The sequence below is a fragment of the Streptomyces sp. NPDC050448 genome, from assembly GCF_040655295.1.
In the GTDB taxonomy this organism is placed as follows: domain Bacteria; phylum Actinomycetota; class Actinomycetes; order Streptomycetales; family Streptomycetaceae; genus Streptomyces.
In genome coordinates, this window is the sequence record NZ_JBFAJR010000037.1 from 1 (window position 1) to 18,386 (window position 18,386).

An 18,386-nucleotide genomic window follows, 5' to 3' on the forward strand; every position below is an offset into this window, starting at 1 on the left:
CCAGCTCGGACACGGTCGCGCGGTTCTGCTGCATGAGCAGACCCACGACGAACTTGTGCCTTTCCATCACGTTCATGTGTCTGCTTTTAGCACAGAAGAGGCTCCTGGAGCGCGTTGCGAACACCTCACATGTTGAAATGAACATCGACCATGCGTAGTGTGCGCTTCATTGTGTGAACTTCAAGCTGTTCTGAACATGGGATCTGTTCATTCGGCTGTGAGTGATGAGGAGAGCGATGTCCGTCACCAGTGAGGCCGGCCTGCCCGAAGCGGGGAGGCCTCTTCTGACCACCGTCGCGATCGTTGCGTCCTGTGCGGCGTTCGTCGTGATCGGCGCCTTGCAGGCGCTCTACGGTCCGGCGATTCCGGCGTTGCGGGAGGAGTACGGCATCAGCCCCGCGGTGGCCGGGCTCAGTCTCAGTGCCCATTTCGTCGGTGCGCTCCTGGGCGTGCTGGTCTACCACGTACTGCGGGGCCGGCTGAACAACCGGGTGCTGCTGGGCGGCTCGTATCTGCTGATGGCGGCCGGTGGGGCGGTCTTCGCGTTCTCGCCGAACTGGATCCTGGCGCTGGCCGGGACCTTCGTGATCGGGCTGGGCTTCGGTGGCATCGACTACGGCCTCAACCAGCTGTTCGCCATCGGCTTCGGCCGCCGCAGCACCGCCATGCTCAACCTGCTCAACGCTCACTTCGGTGTCGGTGCGATCGCGGGTCCGGCCCTGATCGGCTGGCTCGGGGCGGATCGCTACCCGGAGATCTTCCTCGGCATCGGGGTGGTCTGCCTGCTGATCCTGGTCACCCTGGGCGGGGTGGCCGCTCGGGAGCCGGACCCGGCCCCGGCGGACGGCGGAGCGGTGGCCGGGGCCCGGGTGCTGCCGATCATTGCCGTGTTCATCGGCATCTACGTGCTGCACGTGGCCATCGAGACCGGTGTCGGCGGCTGGGAGCCCACCCATCTCGAGGCCGTCGGGTACGGCGCGGCCACCGCCGCCACCGCGACGTCCGCCTACTGGGCGGCGATGACGATCGGCCGGTTCGTGGTCGCCCCGCTCAGCCTGCGCTGGTCCGCACCGTCGATCCTGATCGTCTGCTGCGCGGGCATGGCCGGCTTCCTGGTCCTGGCGACCGTACCGGCGCTCGCCCCGTACGCGTATTTCGGCGTCGGCCTGATGATCGCGCCGATCTTCCCGACCTGCCTGCCCTGGCTGAACCGGGCCGTGCCCAGTGTGGCCGCGGCGGGTGCGTACGTGATCGCCGCCTCGATGATCGGCGGAGTGGCCTTCCCGCCGCTGCTGGGCGGGGTGATCGACACCATGGACGTGAAGGCGGTGCCGCTGGTGCTGTTCGGCCTCGCCGCCGTGTGCGCGGCCCTGAGCCTGTGGCTGCGCAAGAACGCCCCCGATCCCGACGGCGTCAGCGGCCCCCGCACGCCGGGACCGGCCCGGACGGACGCCGTCACCACCCCGGAAACCCAAGGCACTTGAGGAACCCGAGGCACCTGATGGACAAGGAAGCTGATGGACAAGGAAGCCGAAGCATGAAAGCCGTTCTCTTCGACATGTTCGGTGTCATCGCGCGCGTCCAGTCGCCCGAGTCCCAGGGCGTACTGGAACGCACCGCCGGCGGTGACCGTGACCGCTTCTGGCAGGCGTACTGGTCGCAGCGCGCCCCCTACGACCGCGGTGACGTGACCGGCCCGGCCTACTGGAAGGGGGTCTGTGCAGAGCTGGGAATCACGCTCGACGAACGACTGACCGCCGATCTGATCGCCGCAGACCTGGCCAGCTGGAGCGAGATCGACGGACGCAGTGTGGAGCTGCTGGGCGCCCTCGCCGACCGGGGGGTCACCCTCGGCCTCCTCTCCAACATTCCGGAGGAACTGGCCGTCCAGTACGAGACCACCCAGCCGTGGCTGGGAGGATTCATGGTGCTCGGCTTCTCCTGCCGCATCCGCAGCGCCAAACCCGAACCGGCCGCCTACCAGTGGTGTGTCCGGGAACTCGGACTGCCTCCCGGGGACATCCTGTTCGTCGACGACCGGGCCGAGAACGTCCACGCCGCCCGCGAACTGGGTCTGCAGGGCCATGTGTTCACCACGCCCGATGATCTCTGGACCGTACTGGAGGCGGCGTTGCCGTGACGGGGACGCCCCTGCTGTTCGCGCTGTGCGCTGCTGCGTACGGCCGCTTTCCGCCACCGCGCCGAGAGGCCGAGACCGGTCGGGGCCTCGCGGGCGCGCTGCTGGTTCAGGGCACGCTGTCGGGCCGGCTGGAATGGGACGGCGACCGCGTCCGGCCGACCGGTCGCGGCAGCACGGGCGATCCGGCCCTGGACGAGGCCCTGGTGCGTCTGGGCCTCTCCGCCCGTGAACGGGCACCGGCCGACTGGGTGGCGCGTCTGGGCCCCTGGGCGCTGGCCCGGCTGCACCCCGGGCCGGCGCTGCCCCAAGATGCCGTGGGCGCGCGGCCCGACTGGGCGGACCCGCGGCCCCGCCAGGCGCTGCACCGGGTGAGGGAGGCGGTGCGGAGGCCGGCCGACGCCGGTGTCCCGGCCGTGGCAGCGGGCGCCCTGCTGGCCGCCTCGGGGCTGCACGGTGCGGCCTGGCCGGGGTGGTCCGCGGCCGAGGCCTCCCGTCGTACCGCGCGGGCGATGGCCGCGCTGGGGCCTGCCGGGATGCCCGCCATCCGGGCCGCGGCGGCGGTTTCCGACTCCCGCCGCGCCTCGGCCGCCGCTCTGGCCTTTCCCGGCTAGTGATGCGGGAAGAAAGAGATCCACATCTCCAAACAGCCTCTTGTCAGGGCCTGTTGGAATGTGTTCGTATGAATGAGAAGGCGCCGCGCGAACCCTGTCTGCAACGGGTGAATAATCCGGGCCGCCCCCACCGGCATCAAGCCGCATCCCATTCCTTGTCTGTTGGACGTGAGTTGTCTCTTTCCGTCCATACCTTGACGTTTTTCTGTGACCCGTATGAGAGGGACCGATGGAAACCAAGGATGTTACCGAGCACATCTATTACCCCGTCAGCGACCGAAAGATGGAGCGGGGTGAAGGTGTCTATCTCTACGACGAGGACGGAAAGAGCTACCTCGACTGCGCGTCGGCGACCTTCAATCTGAGCCTGGGCTATTCCCACCCGGCCGTCATCGCCGCCATGAAGGACCAGCTCGACAAGGTGGTCCACCTGACCTCCTCGTACCAGAGCGACCCGATCAACGGCCTCGTGCGCCGGCTGGTGGAGACCTCCCCGGACGGCCTGACCAAGGTGCACCCCAAGGTGTCCGGCGGCTCGGCAGCCAACGAGGGCGCCATCAAGATGGCCCAGATGGCCACCGGGAAGTCCGAGGTCATCACGCTGTTCCGCAGCCACGTCGGACAGACGATGATGATGACATCGATGTCCGGCAACGCCTTCCGCCGCGAGCCGTTCCCCAACCTCTTCCCGGGCAGCCTCCAGGTGCCCGATCCGTACTGCTTCCGCTGCTTCTACGGGCAGAAGAAGGAAACCTGCGGAATGATGTGCGTGGACCGTCTGGAGGACTTCGTCGACTACGCGAGCTCCGGCCGCGTCGCCGCCGTCCTCATCGAGCCGATCTCCGGAAACGGTGGCAACATCGTGCCGCCGGACGGCTACATGCAAAAGCTCCGGGCCTTCTGCGACGAGCAGAACATCGCCCTCATCTTCGACGAGATCCAGACGGGAATCGGCCGTACCGGCCACATGTTCGCCGCCCAGTACTTCGGTGTCGAGCCTGATGCCATCACCACGGCCAAGGGCCTCGGTGGATCGGGTGCGCAGGTCGCCGCAATCATCACCAACGAGCGGCTCGCCGGACTTCCCGCGAACCACCACTCCTTCACCTACGGTTCGAACCTGCTCGCCGCCGCGGCCGCGAACGTCACCCTCGACATCGTGCGTCAGCCGGAATTCCTGGCGAACGTCACGCGGACCGGCGATTACATCATGGAACGCCTCCACGACATGAAGCGCCGCTACCCGGCCATCGTGGACGTCCGCGGTGTCGGCCTCATGATCGGCTTCGAGATCGGCGAGCCGGACGGCAAGCCGGCCGTGAAGCTCACCAACCACCTGGCCGACAAGGCCATGGAGCACGGCCTGATCCTGCGCACCTCGCGCTACGGCTACGGCAACGTCCTCAAGATCCGTCCGCCGCTGATCCTCACCATGGACCAGGCCGAGGAGATCTGCGACAAGCTGGAGAACCTGTTCGTGGCGGAGCTGACCCGATGACCCCTGCGAACCCGATGAAGCAGCTCCTGAAGGCGCTCGGCGAGCACGTCCGCTCCGAGCTGCTCGCCTACGCGGACCACGGCCACGCCCGTCAGGTCCACGGCGACTCGCCCGGCGGCGACGCCCAGTTCGACGTCGACGAGGTGGCCGAGAAGGCCGTACTGGACTACCTGCGCGCCCACGCCCACGTACCGGTGGCGCTCTACACCGAGGACGGCTCCTACGTGGAGCTCGCTCCCGAGCCGCAGGTGCTGCTCGTCGTCGACCCGATCGACGGCACCCGTCCCACCTCGGCCGGGCTGGAGATGGGCATGGTGTCCATCGCCGCCGCTCCCTACGGCGACGGGGCACCCACCCTCGCCGACGTCAACGCCGCGTGCCTGGTGGAGATCAAGAGCGGTGCCTGGCTCTACGGCGACGACACCGACGGATTCGACAGCGGCGGCTTCACCACCCCCGTGCCGCGGCTGAGCCGTAACACCGACCTGACCCGGATGTTCTGGTCGATCGAGTTCAACGGCCACCCCATGCAGCTGATGACCGACGCCTACGGCCACCTCGTGGACCGGTCGGCCAACACCGGCGGCATCTTCGTCTTCAACAGCAGCACCTTCTCCATCTCCCGCATCATCACCGGCCAGCTCGACGCCTACGCCGACATCGGCAACCGCGTCCTGCGCGACCACCCCGACACCGAAGAGCAGTTCCTGAGTGTGGGCCGCGGCTCGATCCTGCACCTCTTCCCGTACGACATCGCCGCCGTCGTCTACCTCGCCCGGCAGGCCGGCGTGGTCATCACCGACGCCTACGGCGACGACCTCGGCACCACCTCCCTGGTCGACCTCGGCCCGATGAACCAGAAGTCCTGCATCGCCGCGGCCACCCCCGAACTCCACAAGCAGCTGCTCGACTCCATCCGCTGGGACCTCGGCCGCGGTACCGCCGCGCCCGCGAGGGAGGCATCATGAAGGCCCTGACGCTCACCGCCGACCGGACGCTCGCCCTCGTCGAGCACCCCAAGCCGGAGCCCCGCGCCGCGGACGACGTCATCATCCGCGTCACCCAGAGCGGGATCTGCGGCACCGACCGCAGCGTGCTCGTCGGCAAGTTCCCCGCCGAGACCGGCGTGGTGATGGGCCACGAGGCCGTCGGCGTCGTCGACGCCACCGGCCCCGGCGTCACCCGCTTCGCCGTCGGCGACCGGGTCATCGTCAACCCGACCCTGTACTGCGGCAATTGCGCCACCTGCCTGGAAGGCCACTGGAACTTCTGCGGCCACAAGGCGGGCACCGAGGTCGGCCTCGACTACGACGGGTCCTTCGCGGAGTTCATCCGCCTGCCCGAGCTGTTCTGCCACGCCATACCCGAGGGCATGAGCTTCGACCGCGCCGTCGTCGTCGAACCGCTCGCCTGCGCCCTCAACAACATCGAGGCCGGCCGGCTGGCAGCGGGCGAGACCGCGGTCGTCGTCGGCGGCGGCCCGATGGGCGTGGTCACCGCCATGGCCGCCCAGCTGTACGGCGCACACGTGCTGCTCGTCGAGCCCGACCCGGTGCGACGAAAGCTGGCCGGCGAGGTGTTCGACGCCCCCGAGTTCGGCGGCCGGGTCACCGTCCACACGCCGGAGGACCCCGCCCTCGCCGAGCGCGCAGACATGGTCGTCGACTCCGTCGGCAACCTCCTGGAGCAGAGCATCGGCTACGCCGCCCTGCGCGGCCGGGTCGTCATCATGGGCTTCAACAGCAACGCCTCCGCCACCGTGCGTCCGCTCACCCTGCTGCAGCGCGGACTCCAGATCATCGGCGCCGGCGACTACAACAGCATGATCTTCCCCAAGGCCATAGAGCTGGCCCGCCGGCTGCCGCTGGAGCGCGTGGTCACCCACCGCTTCGGCCTCGCCGACCACGAAGAGGCCTTCAAGGCGCTCGCCGCCGTCCCCGGCGCCGAGTACGCCGCGCTGAAGGTCGTCCTCGTACCGCCGCACGCCGGGGCGGACGCATGAGCCCGTCACCGCGCGCCCGCCTGGCCCAGGCCCTGGTACCCGGCGCCGCCCGGCCGGTCGTCATCGGCGAGTACCCGTACTACCGGGCCGACCCCGCCAACTGGGCCTCCAACCTGAGGGAGTTGCGCCGCCTCGGGGTGGACGTCGTCTCCTGCTACCTGCCGTGGCGGTTCCACGAGATCGGGGAAGGCGCCGAGCGGTCCTTCGACTTCACCGGGAAGACCGACCCGCAGCGCGATGTGACCCGGCTCCTCGAGCTGGCCGCCGACGCCGGACTGCGCGTACTCCTCAAGCCGGGGCCCTTCATCCATGCCGAGGTCCAGCTCGGTGGACTGCCCGACCGCCTGTGCGGCCCCGCGCACACTCCGTACCGCGGTCTGGACGGCACCGTCCTCACCTCTCAGGGCAAGCCGCTGCCCAGCCTCCTCGACCCGGCCGTGCAGGCCGAGACCGAGAGCTGGCTGCGGGCCGTCGCCGACGAGGTCGTCGCCAAGGCCGTCGCACCCGACGGCCCGGTGGTAGCCCTCCAGCTCGGCAACGAGGGCACCGCCGGGGACGCCCACCTCCCCGTGGACGCGCAGGACGCCTCCCCGGCCGCCCGCGAGGCCTTCGCCTGGTGGCTGACCGGACGCGGCCTGTCCGACGAGGCCTCCCTCGCCGCCGAGGACGTCGGTCAGTGGACCAGCGGCCTGCGCCTGCAGTGGTCCCGGTGGTGCGGGCACGCCATCGTCGGCCTGTGGGACCGGATCTCCGCGCTGTTCCCCGACGGCCCCGCCCGGCTGGCCAACGTACCGCTGGCCGGTCTCACGGCACCGGGCGCCGCACTGGACGCCTGGGCCGCCCGGCAACGCGCCATCCAGGGCTCCCGGCACCTGATCGGCCACACCGAGTGGGTCGGCAATCCGGCCCGCGACACCACCGCGTTCGGATCCCACCTGACCGGAATCCTGCTCGGCGGCACCGACGTGGTCGAGGCCAACTGGGGGTTCACCTGGACCGACGCGTCCTTCGCCGAGCCGGCCACCCCCGTCTTCAACGCGCTGCTGGCCCTGCTCCTGGGCTCCAGCACCGTCAGCGTCTACACCGCCTGCGCCACGGCCAACTGGGGCCCCCTGGTGGACATGGACGCCGACGGACTGCGCTCCGAAGGCGTGGACCCGGCCTTGCACGCACCGCCGTACAGCCCCGGAGCACCCCTCGCCGAGGCCGGGACCCACCAGGCCAACGCCGAAGGCCTGCGCCTCCTCGCCGCGTTCCTCGACCGCTTCGGCGACCTGCTGCTCGCCGGCGCGCCGGACCGGGACGCCGTGGTGCTCGTCGACCGGGCCCTGCCCGAGGCGGGCGCCTGGCAGCGCACCGGCCGTACCGTGCTCGCGGAGCTCGCCGAGGCCGTGGGGCAGCAGCTGGCCGAGACCGGCCGGCTGGTCGGCCTGGGCTGGCTGGACGAGCACCCCGGACCGGCCGCCGACGGCTCGCAGGTCCCGGTCGCCGTCCTGCGCGCCGGCCACCCCGACGCCTCCGACGGCCCCGGCGAGCTGACGCTCCCGGCCGGGGAACCCGCCGACGGAGCGGTCGCGGCCTTCGTCGCCTCCTTCGCCGCCGCACTGCCGGCCCCCGACGGGCCGCGCTGGACGACGGCGCACGGCAGGGCGCGCGTACTGAGCCGTTCCGGACCCGGCGGCGTCCGCATCACCGGGGCCTTCAACCCCACTGACAGCGCCGACCGGGTCACCGGCACCGGCACCGGCACCGACGGCGGCTGGACGCTGGACCTGCCGCCCGGCTCCGCCGCCGTGACCGTCACCCGCGACGGCGCACTCCTGGGATGGCTGGCCACCCCCGAGCCGCCGTCCACCACCCCCGTCGCCCTCACCTGGGGCGGCGAAGAGGCCGACGCGGCACGCGTCCACGCCTCCTGAGAACGCGGGCGGCGGGAGAACGTACCTGACAGCGCGCCTCCCGCCGCCCGCCCCTTGCCTTTCGGCCTCCCGCGGATCACCCCGCCGCCGGGGCCCTCCCACGAGCGAGACGGCACCATGCACCCGAACTCCCACGCCGTACCCGGCCCCGAGCCACACCTGCGCCCGGCCGGCCCGCAGACCCTCGGCATCCTGGCCGGCCTCATCGCCGAGGAACGGCCCGTCTTCGCGATGCCGTCCTGGTTCGTGACCACCGAATCCGCCCAAGCCGGCCACCTCATCAGCGAGTTCGTCCGGGAACTCGGCGGCATGCCGGCCGGCACCCGCCACCGCAGCTTCTTCGCCAACTCCCGCTACGAGGCCCTGCACGGCGCCGTCAAACTGCTGCGCCACCGCGCGGCCGCGACGGCCGCCACCCACCGCGGCCGCGTCCTCGTCCTGGACCCCGACGGCACCCTCGCCCGCCGCTGCGACCCGCTCGGCGAAGGGCCCGACCGCTCCCTTGCCCCCGGCGTCATGTGCCACGCCACCGTGGCCGAGCTGCGGGCGGCCCTGGACGGCACGGCCGTGTGCGGGCTCCTCGTACGCGCCCCGGAGCGGCTCGACGAGAGCGCCCTGGCCGCCGTCACGCAACTGGCCGGCCGAGCCCGGGCCGCCGGGGCCCGGATCGTCGTGGACCTCAGCGACATCGCGCCGGACTGCCCCCGCGACCCCGCCGTCACCGCCCTGCGCCCCGACCTGGTCGTCCTCGGCGAGTCCCTCACCGGCCACGAGGTCCCCTTCGGCGCGTTCACCGGCAGCCACGACATGTTCGCGCCGTGGAGCACCCCGCGGACCGGCTTCCTGCACTCCAACACCTACGGCGGCAACAGCGTCGCCATGCGGGCCGTCATCGCCCGGCTGCTGCCCCGCTTCGACGACACGGACCCGGTGCACCGGGAACTCGCCGCGGCCGCGGCCGGCCGCCAGGCGACCCTCGACCTCTACGCCCGCCATGTGAACCCCATGACGGTCCGCATGCACCGCAAACTGCACGGCGCGCTGAACGTCGTCCGCGCCAAGGGCTCCCGGCTCACCGTCCGCCTCGACTCCGGCCGCGAACTGGACCTGGTCGACGGGCTCTGCGGGGCCGGGCTCGGCGTGGCCGGCCACAACCCCTCCGACGCGCTGACCGCCGTCGTGCGCGGCCACGACCCCGCCCGGGACCACGTCCGCGAGCTGGAACAGGTCCTGGCCCGGGAGACGGGGCTGCCCCGCGCCTTCCCCGCCGTCAGCGGCGCCTCGGCGGTCGAGAGCGCCATCACCCTGGCCCGGCTCGCCCGCCCCCGCCACCGGCGCATCGTCGTCTTCAAGCACAACTACGGCGGCAAGACCCTCGTCTCACTGCTGGCCACCGCCGCCGACCGCACCCGCGCGCCCTTCGGCCCGCTCTACGACGACATCCGGTACATCGACCCCTTCACCCCGTACGCCGTGGACGAGTTCCGCAAGGAGGCCGCCCGCGGCGACATCGGGCTCGTGTGGATCGAGCTGGTCCACGGCAGCTCCGACGCCTACGCCCCGATCCCCGCGCCGCTCCTCGACGCGGTCACCGAGGGCCGGACCGCACACGGCTACCTCATCGGAGTGGACGAGGTCCTGACCTCCTACTACCGCTGCGGCACCCGCTTCGCCCACCACGGCCGGCTCCCCGCCGTCGACCTGATGAGCCTGTCCAAGGCCCTGAGCTACGGCTGCTTCCCCACCGGCGCCGCCCTGGTCTCCCAGGAGGTGCACGACGCCGCCCGCCGGACCAACCCGCAGCTGGTCGAGGAGCTCCGCACCCACCACGCCCACGGACTGGGCGCCCATTTCGCCCTCCAGGCCATTGCACAGGTCGATGCGCTGGGGCTGCCCGAGCGCGTCCGGCATCTCTCGGACATCGTGCGCTCCGGGCTCGCCGCCCTGGACACCGGGCCGCAGGGCGTCGTCGGCCGCCGCTTCGCCGAAGGGCTGCTGGGCCGGCTGGAGCCCCGGGTGCCGGGCGTGCTGGGCCGGTTCCTCGCGCCCGAGGGCGAGTGGATGACGTACGCGCTCATCCTGTGGTGGATCACCCGCGCACGCGCCTTCGTCGTCTACGACGTCTTCCTGCTGCCGCTGACCGCCACCGAGCGGGAGATCCGCCACGTGATGCGCGGCGCCCGCAGGCTTTCGCGCACCGGACCGGTACGCCTCCTCGCCCACGCCGCGCTGTTCCGGCTCGGCCAGCGTCTGTCCCAGGTCCTGTCCCCCAGTTCCACGAAGCCCAGGAGCACGACATGAGCACGCAGAACGTCGAAGTGGTCCGCCGCTTCTTCCAGCTCTTCGAAGAGGGCCGGCTGGCCGACATCGAGCCACTGCTCGCCCCCGACTTCGAGTGGGTCTACCACGGCCCCGCCTCGCTGCCCTGGGCCGGCGTCTACCGCGGCGTCGAAGGATTCCGGGAGTTCTTCGCCATCGTCCGCGAGCTGATCCAGGTACAGGAGTGCGAAGCGTACGACTACCTCGACGCCGGAGACCGGGTCGTGGTGCTCGGCGTGAGCCGGACCCTCGTGCTGGCCAACGACGCGCGCTACGAGGCGCAGTGGATGAACGTCTTCACCGTCCGCGACGGGCTCATCTCCCGCTACCTCGACCTCTACGACACCGCCAGCGTCGTCGACGCCCTGCGACGCGACCGCCGGGAGGTGACGGCGGCGTCGTGAACGCTCCCGCCACCACCACCCTGGGCGCCGCCTTCACCGCCGTCGCCCGCGCCCACCCGCACCGCACCGCCCTGGTCCAGGGCGACCTGCGGATCGGCTACGGCGAACTGGCCGCCAGGGCCGCCGCGGCCGCGGGCCGGCTCACCGGCCGCCTGACCCCCGACGAGCCCGTCGGGATCTGTGCCCGGCGCTCGCCCGGCACGATCGCCACCGTGCTCGCGGTGGTGCTGGCCGGGGGCGCCTACCTGCCGCTGGACCCCGAGGCTCCCGACGACCGCATCCGCGCCCTCGTCGAGGACAGCCGGGTCCGCACCGTGTTCGCCGCCGCGCAGGACCTCACCCGGCTGCGGGACGTACTGCCGTCCGGGGTCAGCGTCCTGGCCGTCGAGGAGCACGCGCCGGAGCCCGGCGAGGCGCCGCCGTCCGCCGCGGCGCAGGCCGAGCTGCGACCGGGACCGGACTCCCTCGCCTACGTGATCCACACCTCGGGCAGCACCGGCACCCCCAAGGGGGTCCAGGTCGCGCACCGTTCGGTCCTCGCGCTGGCGCACGCCCCCGAGGCCGGGCTCGGACCCGACGACGTCGTCCTGCAGCTCGCCCCGCTCCACGTGGACCCCTCCGTCTTCGAGATCTGGGGAGCGCTGCTCAGCGGCGCCCGGCTCGTGCTCCCGCAGGCCGACCGGCCGGGCGTGTACGACATCGGCCGGGAATGCGCCCGGCACGGGGTGACCGTACTGCGGCTGGCCGCCCCGCTGTTCCGGCTGGCGATGGAACACATCACGGCCGACCTGCGCGGGCTGCGGCTGTGCGTCTCCGGTGGCGACCGGGCCGACGCGAACGCCGTACGGACCGCTCTGCGCGAGCTGCCCGGCTGCCGCATCGTCAACGGCTACGGGCCCACGGAGACCACCGTCTACGCGTGCTGGCAGACACTGGACGGCCCCGACAGCTGGGACAGCGGCTGGCGGGACGTGCCGATCGGCCGCCCCTTCGCCGGCGCCACCGCACACGTCCTGCGCCCCGACCGGACCCCGGCCGCGCCCGGCGAGGAGGGCGAACTCTGCATCGGCGGGACCGGCGTGGCCCGCGGCTATCGCGGCCGGCCGCAGCTGACCGCCGAGCGGTTCATCCCCGAACCCGGCCGGCCCGACCGTACGGCCTACCTGACGGGGGACCGGGTCCGGCTGCTCCCCGACGGCGCGCTCGCCTTCCTCGGGCGCTTCGACGACCAGGTCAAGATCCGCGGTCACCGGGTCGAACCCGTGGAGGCGGAAAGAGCGCTGCTCGCCCACCCCGCGGTGCGCGAGGCGGTCGCCGTTCCGTACGGCACCGCCGCCACCCGCCGGCTGGCGGCCTACGTGGTGCTGGCACCCGACACCGCGTTCGCGGGCGACGCCCACGCCGTCCTGACCGCCCATGCCGCCCGGAGCCTGCCGGCCCCCGCGGTTCCGGCCGCCGTCACGGTCCTTGCGGAGATCCCGGTCACCGCCAACGGCAAACCGGACCGCCGACTGCTCGCCTCGCACGCGGACCGGGCGGCGAACCCCGCCGGTGCGGCCTGGCCCGGGGCCGGTGCGGCCGGTTCGCCGGCCTGCGGTCCGCAGGACTCCGGCTCGCCGGTCTCCGCCGCGGAGGCCGTCGCCGCGCACTGGGAGGCCGTCCTCGGCCGGACCGTCGGCCCGGACACCGACTTCTTCGCCGCCGGTGGCGACTCCCTGTCCGCCATGGCGGTCCTGGCCCGGATCGAACGCGACCAGGGCGTCGCCCTCACCCTCGCCGACCTCTTCTGCGCCCCGACGATCCGGGCGCTGGCGGCCCGCGTGGCCACGGCCACCACATTCGCCTCCGCCACGGCCACCGCATCCGCCGTCCCCGGGCCGGGGGCGCCCCGGGCCGGGGACACCGCATGGCTGCCGCTGTCGGCCGGTCAGCAGGGGATCTGGTTCGAGCAGGAGGCCGCCGGGAGCCCGGGACGCTACGTCATCGGACGCGGCTATCTGGTCCGGGGGCCGTTGCACCTTCCGCGGCTCCGGACCGCGCTCGGCCGGCTGGGGCAGCGGCAGGCCGCGCTGCGGACCGTCGTACGGCGTGAAGCCGAAGGCTGGCAGCAGAGCCTCACCGCCGACGCGGGCGCCGCCCTGCAGCACATCGACCTCACCACCACCCCGGCCGAAGACCGCGACAGCCGCGCCCGGACCCTCGTCGCCGCGCACATGACGGCCGGCCCGGACGCCGGGGGCACACGGCTCCTGCGCACCCTGGTGCTCACCCTCGGCCACGACCGCACGCTGGTCCATTTCGCCGTCCACCACGCCATCGCCGACGACTGGTCCCTGGAGCTCTTCCTCACCGAGCTGTCCGCCCTGTACGAGGACCCGGACGCCGCCCTGCCGCCCCTGCGCCTGTCCTACCCCGACCACCTGCGCCGGGCCCTGGCTCCCCGGCCCGAACAGCTCGCCGCCGCAACGGAGTTCTGGCAGGGCGCGCTGGACGGCGGGGCCGCGGCACTCGACCTCGTCACCGACCACCCCCGCCCGGCCGTCCTCAGCGGAAGCGGCGACCGGGTGCGGCTGCGGATCGGCCCCGGGCAGCGCGCCCGGCAGGCGGAGGCCGCCCGCCGGCACGGCGTCAGCCCGTACATGCTCTGCCTGGCCGGCGTGTACACCGTCCTCGCCGCCCACGCCGAACGCGACGCCCTGACCCTGGGCACCCTCGCCGCCGGCCGGGACCGGGCCGGGACACAGGACCTCATCGGCTGCTTCGTCAACGTGCTGCCCGTACGCATCGACGCCGACGCAGACACCAGCGTCGGCGCCCTCCTGCACCGCATCCGCGCGGCCTGCACCCTGGCCCTGCGCCACCAGGACGTGCCCTTCCAGACGGTGGCCCGGGAACTGGCACCGGCCACCGCCGCGCGCGCGGCCGTCCCCTTCCAGGCCGTCGTCAACTACCAGCGGCGTCAGCCGCGCCCGCTCGGCCTGCACGGCACGCGGGCCACGCCGTGGGCCGCCGCGGAACGTACCGGCGCGACCTTCGAACTCGCCTTCACCTTCCAGGAGGCCGGAGACGGTCTCGATCTGGAGGTCGAGTTCAGCACCGACCTGTACAGCCCGGCCACCGCGCAGCGGCTGGCCGGCCAGCTGGCCGCCGTACTCGACCGCTTGGCGGACGGCGACCCGCAGCTGCGGAACGTGACGCTGTTCGAGCCGGGGGAGTACGAGCGCCTTCGCCGCGGACCGGAGGCGGCGCCCGACGGCACGGACACCACCCTGCCCGCGCTCGTCGCCCGGCAAGCCGCCGCCCGGCCCCACAAGATCGCCGTGACCGGCGCGGACACCAGCCTCACCTACGGGGAACTCGACCGCCTCGCCGACACCGTGGCCGCCCGCCTCACCGCCCGCGGAATCCGGCCCGGCGACCGCGTCGCCGTGTGCCTGGAGCGTTCCCCGCGGCTCGTCACCGTCCTCCTCGGCGTCCTCAAAGCCGGCGCCGCCTACGTGCCCCTCGACCCGGCGTACCCCGCGGAACGGCTGCGCCACTGCATCGGCGACGCCGAAGCCGGCGCGCTGGTCTGCGCCAAGGAGACCTCGGACGCGCTGCTGCGGCCCGGCCCGGACCGGAGCCCCGGCCCACCGGTCCTGGACATCGAGGAACTCACCGCCCCCGGCGAAGAGACCGGGGCCTGCGCCGCGGCCGGTGATCCGGGCGATCCGGGCGATCCGGCGTACGTCATCTACACCTCCGGCAGCACCGGTCGCCCCCGCGGCGTGTCCGTCCCGCACCGCGCGGTCGTCAACACCCTCCTCGGCTGCCTCGCCCGCCATCCCTTCACCGAGGACGACGTCTGGCTCCAGCTGACCTCGCCCGGCTTCGACGTGGCGGCCTTCGAGCAGTTCATGCCGCTCGTCTCCGGCGCCACCCTGGTGTACGCGGACGACGCCACCCGCGCCGACGGCGCGGCTCTCCACCGCACCCTGACCACCTCCGGGGTGACCGTCATGGTGACCGTCCCCTCGCTGCTGCGCGCCCTGGACCGCCCCGACCTGGCAGGCGTACGGGTGCTGCTCGTCGCCGGCGAGCCCGCGGACGTCCACGACACCCGCCACTTCGCCCGGGACCGGGTGGTCGTCAACGGATACGGCCCGACCGAGGCCGCGATCCTCGCCACCACGTACCGGGCGGACCCCGGCGACGGACGGGCCCGGGTACCGGTGGGAACAGCGCTGCCCGGCACGGCCGCGCACGTCGTGGACCGCCACGGACGGCTCTGCGCCACCGGGGTGCCGGGCGAACTGTGGCTCTCCGGTGCGGGACTCGGCGACGGCTACTGGAACGATCCCGGACAGACCGCCCGGCTCTTCACCACCCATCCCGCACTCGGCCCGGCCGGGCGCTGCTACCGCACCGGGGACCGGGTACGCCGGCTGCCCGACGGGAGCATCGACTACCTCGGCCGTCTCGACCACCAGATCAAGCTCCGCGGCTTCCGCATCGAACTCGGCGAGATCGAGGCCGCCCTCGCCGAACACCCCGGGGTCCGCGAGGCCGTCGCCGTCCTCCTCGGCGCCGGGGCCGACGCCGAACTCGCCGTCGGCTACGTCGGGCACGCCTCACCGCGGGAGGCCCGCGCCCACCTGGCCCGGCTGCTGCCCGGCCACATGGTCCCGCGCCTGGCCGTGGCGGTGCCGGCCATCCCGACCGGCAGCCACGGCAAGGCCGACCGCCCGGCGCTCGCCGCCCGGCTGGCCGGCCACCGCCGGCAGCGGCGCCCGTCGGCCGGCGACGGTGCGGACGGCCCGGCGAACGAGACCGAGCGGCGGTTGCTCGCCCTGTGGCAGGAGGTCCTCGACGGCCCGCCGGGCTCCCCTGACGAGGACTTCTTCGCCCTCGGGGGCCACTCCCTGCGGGTCATCCGGCTCCTCGGCCGTATCGAGGGGGAGTACGGGATCCGCATCGCCGTGTCCGACTTCCTCGCCGCACCGACCGTACGCGCGGTGGCCCGCCGCCTGGACGGCGCCGGAGCGGGTGCGGCCGCGGTGGGCCCGGACGATGCACGGCTCGACCCGGCCGTCGTCTTCACCGGCCGACCCGTCGAGGCCGGCCCGCACGATGCCGTCCTGCTCACCGGGGCCACCGGGTTCGTCGGTTCCCATGTCCTGGCGGAGCTGCTGGACCGAGCGTCGGGCCCCGTCCTGTGCCTGGTCCGCGCGACGGACGCCGACGCCGCCCGCCGACGCCTGGCCGGGGCGTTGCGCCGCCACGGCCTGCGCCCCGATGCGGACGACCCGCGCATCGTCGCCGTACCCGGCGATCTGGCCCTGCCCGGTCTCGGCCTGGCCGGCACGGACTGGGAAGCGGCGGTCCGCCGGGCGGCGACCGTCCTCCACGTCGGAGCCGAGGTCCACCACGTGTCCGGCTTCCAGCACCTGGAGGCCGCCAACGTCCGCGGCACCGCCGAACTGCTGCGGATCGCGAGCGAGGGTAGGCCGGCCCGCTTCCACCACATCTCCACGCTCGGCGTGTTCCGGGACGGCCCGCAGGACGCACAGCCGCGCACCGTCACCGAGGCCACCTCGGCGGCCGGCGAACGGCATCCGCGCGGCCGCGGCTACGCAGCCGGCAAATGGGCGGCCGAACAGCTCGTCGCCCAGGCCCTCGACCGGGGCGCCGACGCGCGGATCTACCGGCTCGGCCGGGCCGGCGGGAGCACGACGGGCGCGGTCAGCGAAGACGACTTCCTCAGCCGCCTGCTGGTCACCTCCGCCGCCCTCGGCTGCCATCCCGACGACCCGCGGCTCGCCACCGACGCGCTGCCCGTGGACACCATGGCCCGCGCCCTGGTGGCCCTGGCCCTCGCCGACGGTGAACCGGGCGCCGTCCACCACCTGCACCACTCCCGGCGGACCCCGCTGTCCGAGCTGCTCGCCGTACACGACCGGCGCACCGGCCGGACCACCCCTCCGGTCGACCTCCGCACCTGGCTGCGCCGTCTGGCAGAGGCAGAGGCAGAGGCAGAGGCAGAGGCAGAGGCCGGACCCGGGGCCGCCGGGACCACCCTGCCCGCGCTCGCCTACCGCGAGCACCTGAGGGACCTCGGGGACGACCCGGCCGCGGGGCGCCTCGAGCACCGCAACGACGCCACCCTCGCCGCCCTGCGCACCCTCGGCATCACCCCGCCCGCCCTGGACGACGCCCTCGTCGGCCGCTGGTGGGAGAACCTCGACCGGAGCACCCGCGATGACTGACCCGACCGAACTGCACTACCCCATGGACCGGCAGTGTCCGTTCGCCCCGCCCCGAGAGGTCACCGGCATCCGCGACGCGGGCGCGGTGCCCCGGGTGACCCTGTGGAACGGAGTGCGGCCCTGGCTGTTCACCCGCTTCGACGATGCCCGCACCGTCCTGTCGGACCCGCGGTTCAGCGCCGACAAGAGCCGCCCCGGCTACCCGCTCTCCAGCGCCGTCGCCCTGGCCGAGACCGCAGTCGAACCCACCCTGCTCGTGATGGACAACCCGGAGCACGACGCCGTACGGCGCCTGGTGCTCGGTGAGTTCACCGTCAAACGGGCCGAGCTGTGGCGGCCCGCCGTACGCGCCGTCGTCGACGGCTGCCTCGACCGGATGCTCCAGGGCGCCGAGGCCGACCTGGTGGCCGATCTGGCGCTGCCCGTCGCGCTCACCGTCATCTGCGAGTTCCTCGGAGTGCCCTTCGAGGACCGCGAGCTCTTCCGCAGCCTGACCCACACGATGAACCTCGTCGCGGGCAGCACCGAGAGCGCCGCCGCCGCCCGCCAGGCCCTCCAGGACTACCTGGAGGACCTCGTGGCCGCCCGCGAGCTGCGCCCGCAGGACGACTTCCTCGGCCGGATGGCCGCCCGCCATCTCGCCGACGGTTCCATGGACCGCCGCCAACTGGCCGCGATGGGACTGCTGTTGCTCACCGCAGGCCACGACACCACCGCCAACATGATCTCCCTGGGCGTGCTGACCCTGCTGCGGCACCCCCGGCACTTCGCCGCCCTCGGCGCGGACGACGACCCCGTCCTGCTCGCCGCCACCGTCGAGGAGATGCTGCGCCATCTCACCGTCGTCCAGCGTGGCATCCGCCGTATCGCACTCGAGGACGTCGTGGTCGGCGGTCACCTGGTCCGGGCGGGAGAGGGCGTGGTCGCCGCGATCAACGCCGCCAACCGGGACCCCGAACGCTTCCCCGCCGGGGAGGAGTTCGACCCCGCGGCCCGCGCGCACGGCCACCTCGCCTTCGGGTACGGGTCCCACCAGTGCATGGGCCAGTCCCTGGCCCGGGTGGAGCTCCAGGAGGTCTACGCCGCCGTGGCCCGCCGGATCCCGACGCTGCGCACCGCCGTGCCCGTAGAGGAGATCCGCTTCAAGTCCGACATGGCCGTCTACGGAGTCCACGCCCTCCCCGTGACCTGGTGAGCACCGCCGCGGGCCCCGATCCCGCGCCGCCGGGCCTTCGTTCCCGCGCCGTC

The 18,386-nt window shown here is 73.1% G+C and carries 11 protein-coding genes; all 11 read left to right on the forward strand.

From position 1 onward, the window contains the following. The first annotated feature begins 236 nt into the window (after window positions 1-236). The 11 genes from AB0I68_RS31380 to AB0I68_RS31430 all read left to right on the forward strand — a co-directional run bounded on the left by AB0I68_RS31380 (window position 237) and on the right by AB0I68_RS31430 (window position 18,333). Window positions 237-1,484 carry an MFS transporter gene (locus AB0I68_RS31380; protein WP_363180755.1) on the forward strand — a complete coding sequence of 416 codons (1,248 nt, stop codon included), beginning with the start codon at window positions 237-239 and terminating at the stop codon, window positions 1,482-1,484. 53 nt (window positions 1,485-1,537) lie between these two features. Continuing rightward, window positions 1,538-2,140: an HAD family phosphatase gene (locus AB0I68_RS31385; protein WP_363180756.1), complete on the forward strand. Its 603-nt coding sequence runs from the start codon at window positions 1,538-1,540 to the stop codon at window positions 2,138-2,140. Next, window positions 2,137-2,751: a GPP34 family phosphoprotein gene (locus AB0I68_RS31390; protein ID WP_363180757.1), complete on the forward strand. Its 615-nt coding sequence runs from the start codon at window positions 2,137-2,139 to the stop codon at window positions 2,749-2,751. Before AB0I68_RS31385 ends, AB0I68_RS31390 begins: the two co-directional genes overlap by 4 nt. Window positions 2,752-2,980: 229 nt before the next feature. Then, a complete protein-coding gene (locus AB0I68_RS31395) occupies window positions 2,981-4,249 on the forward strand; it encodes an aspartate aminotransferase family protein (RefSeq protein ID WP_363180759.1) in 1,269 nt (422 codons plus the stop codon). Further along, window positions 4,246-5,217, forward strand: a complete 972-nt coding sequence (locus AB0I68_RS31400; RefSeq protein WP_363180760.1) for an inositol monophosphatase family protein — start codon at window positions 4,246-4,248, stop codon at window positions 5,215-5,217. The genes AB0I68_RS31395 and AB0I68_RS31400 overlap by 4 nt, the downstream gene beginning before the upstream one ends. Continuing rightward, window positions 5,214-6,251, forward strand: coding sequence for an alcohol dehydrogenase catalytic domain-containing protein (locus AB0I68_RS31405; RefSeq protein ID WP_363180761.1), 1,038 nt, complete (start codon window positions 5,214-5,216; stop codon window positions 6,249-6,251). The genes AB0I68_RS31400 and AB0I68_RS31405 overlap by 4 nt, the downstream gene beginning before the upstream one ends. Continuing rightward, window positions 6,248-8,170 (forward strand): beta-galactosidase, encoded by a 1,923-nt coding sequence (locus AB0I68_RS31410; protein WP_363180762.1) that lies wholly within the window; start codon window positions 6,248-6,250, stop codon window positions 8,168-8,170. The genes AB0I68_RS31405 and AB0I68_RS31410 overlap by 4 nt, the downstream gene beginning before the upstream one ends. Before the next feature lie 117 nt (window positions 8,171-8,287). Next, window positions 8,288-10,471 (forward strand): aminotransferase class III-fold pyridoxal phosphate-dependent enzyme, encoded by a 2,184-nt coding sequence (locus tag AB0I68_RS31415; protein WP_363180763.1) that lies wholly within the window; start codon window positions 8,288-8,290, stop codon window positions 10,469-10,471. Then, on the forward strand, window positions 10,468-10,893 hold the full coding sequence (locus tag AB0I68_RS31420; protein ID WP_363180764.1) for a nuclear transport factor 2 family protein: 426 nt from the start codon (window positions 10,468-10,470) through the stop codon (window positions 10,891-10,893). Before AB0I68_RS31415 ends, AB0I68_RS31420 begins: the two co-directional genes overlap by 4 nt. Continuing rightward, window positions 10,890-17,138 carry an amino acid adenylation domain-containing protein gene (locus AB0I68_RS31425; RefSeq protein WP_363180765.1) on the forward strand — a complete coding sequence of 2,083 codons (6,249 nt, stop codon included), beginning with the start codon at window positions 10,890-10,892 and terminating at the stop codon, window positions 17,136-17,138. The genes AB0I68_RS31420 and AB0I68_RS31425 overlap by 4 nt, the downstream gene beginning before the upstream one ends. Then, window positions 17,131-18,333 carry a cytochrome P450 gene (locus AB0I68_RS31430; RefSeq protein WP_363180766.1) on the forward strand — a complete coding sequence of 401 codons (1,203 nt, stop codon included), beginning with the start codon at window positions 17,131-17,133 and terminating at the stop codon, window positions 18,331-18,333. The genes AB0I68_RS31425 and AB0I68_RS31430 overlap by 8 nt, the downstream gene beginning before the upstream one ends. Window positions 18,334-18,386 lie beyond the last annotated feature (53 nt).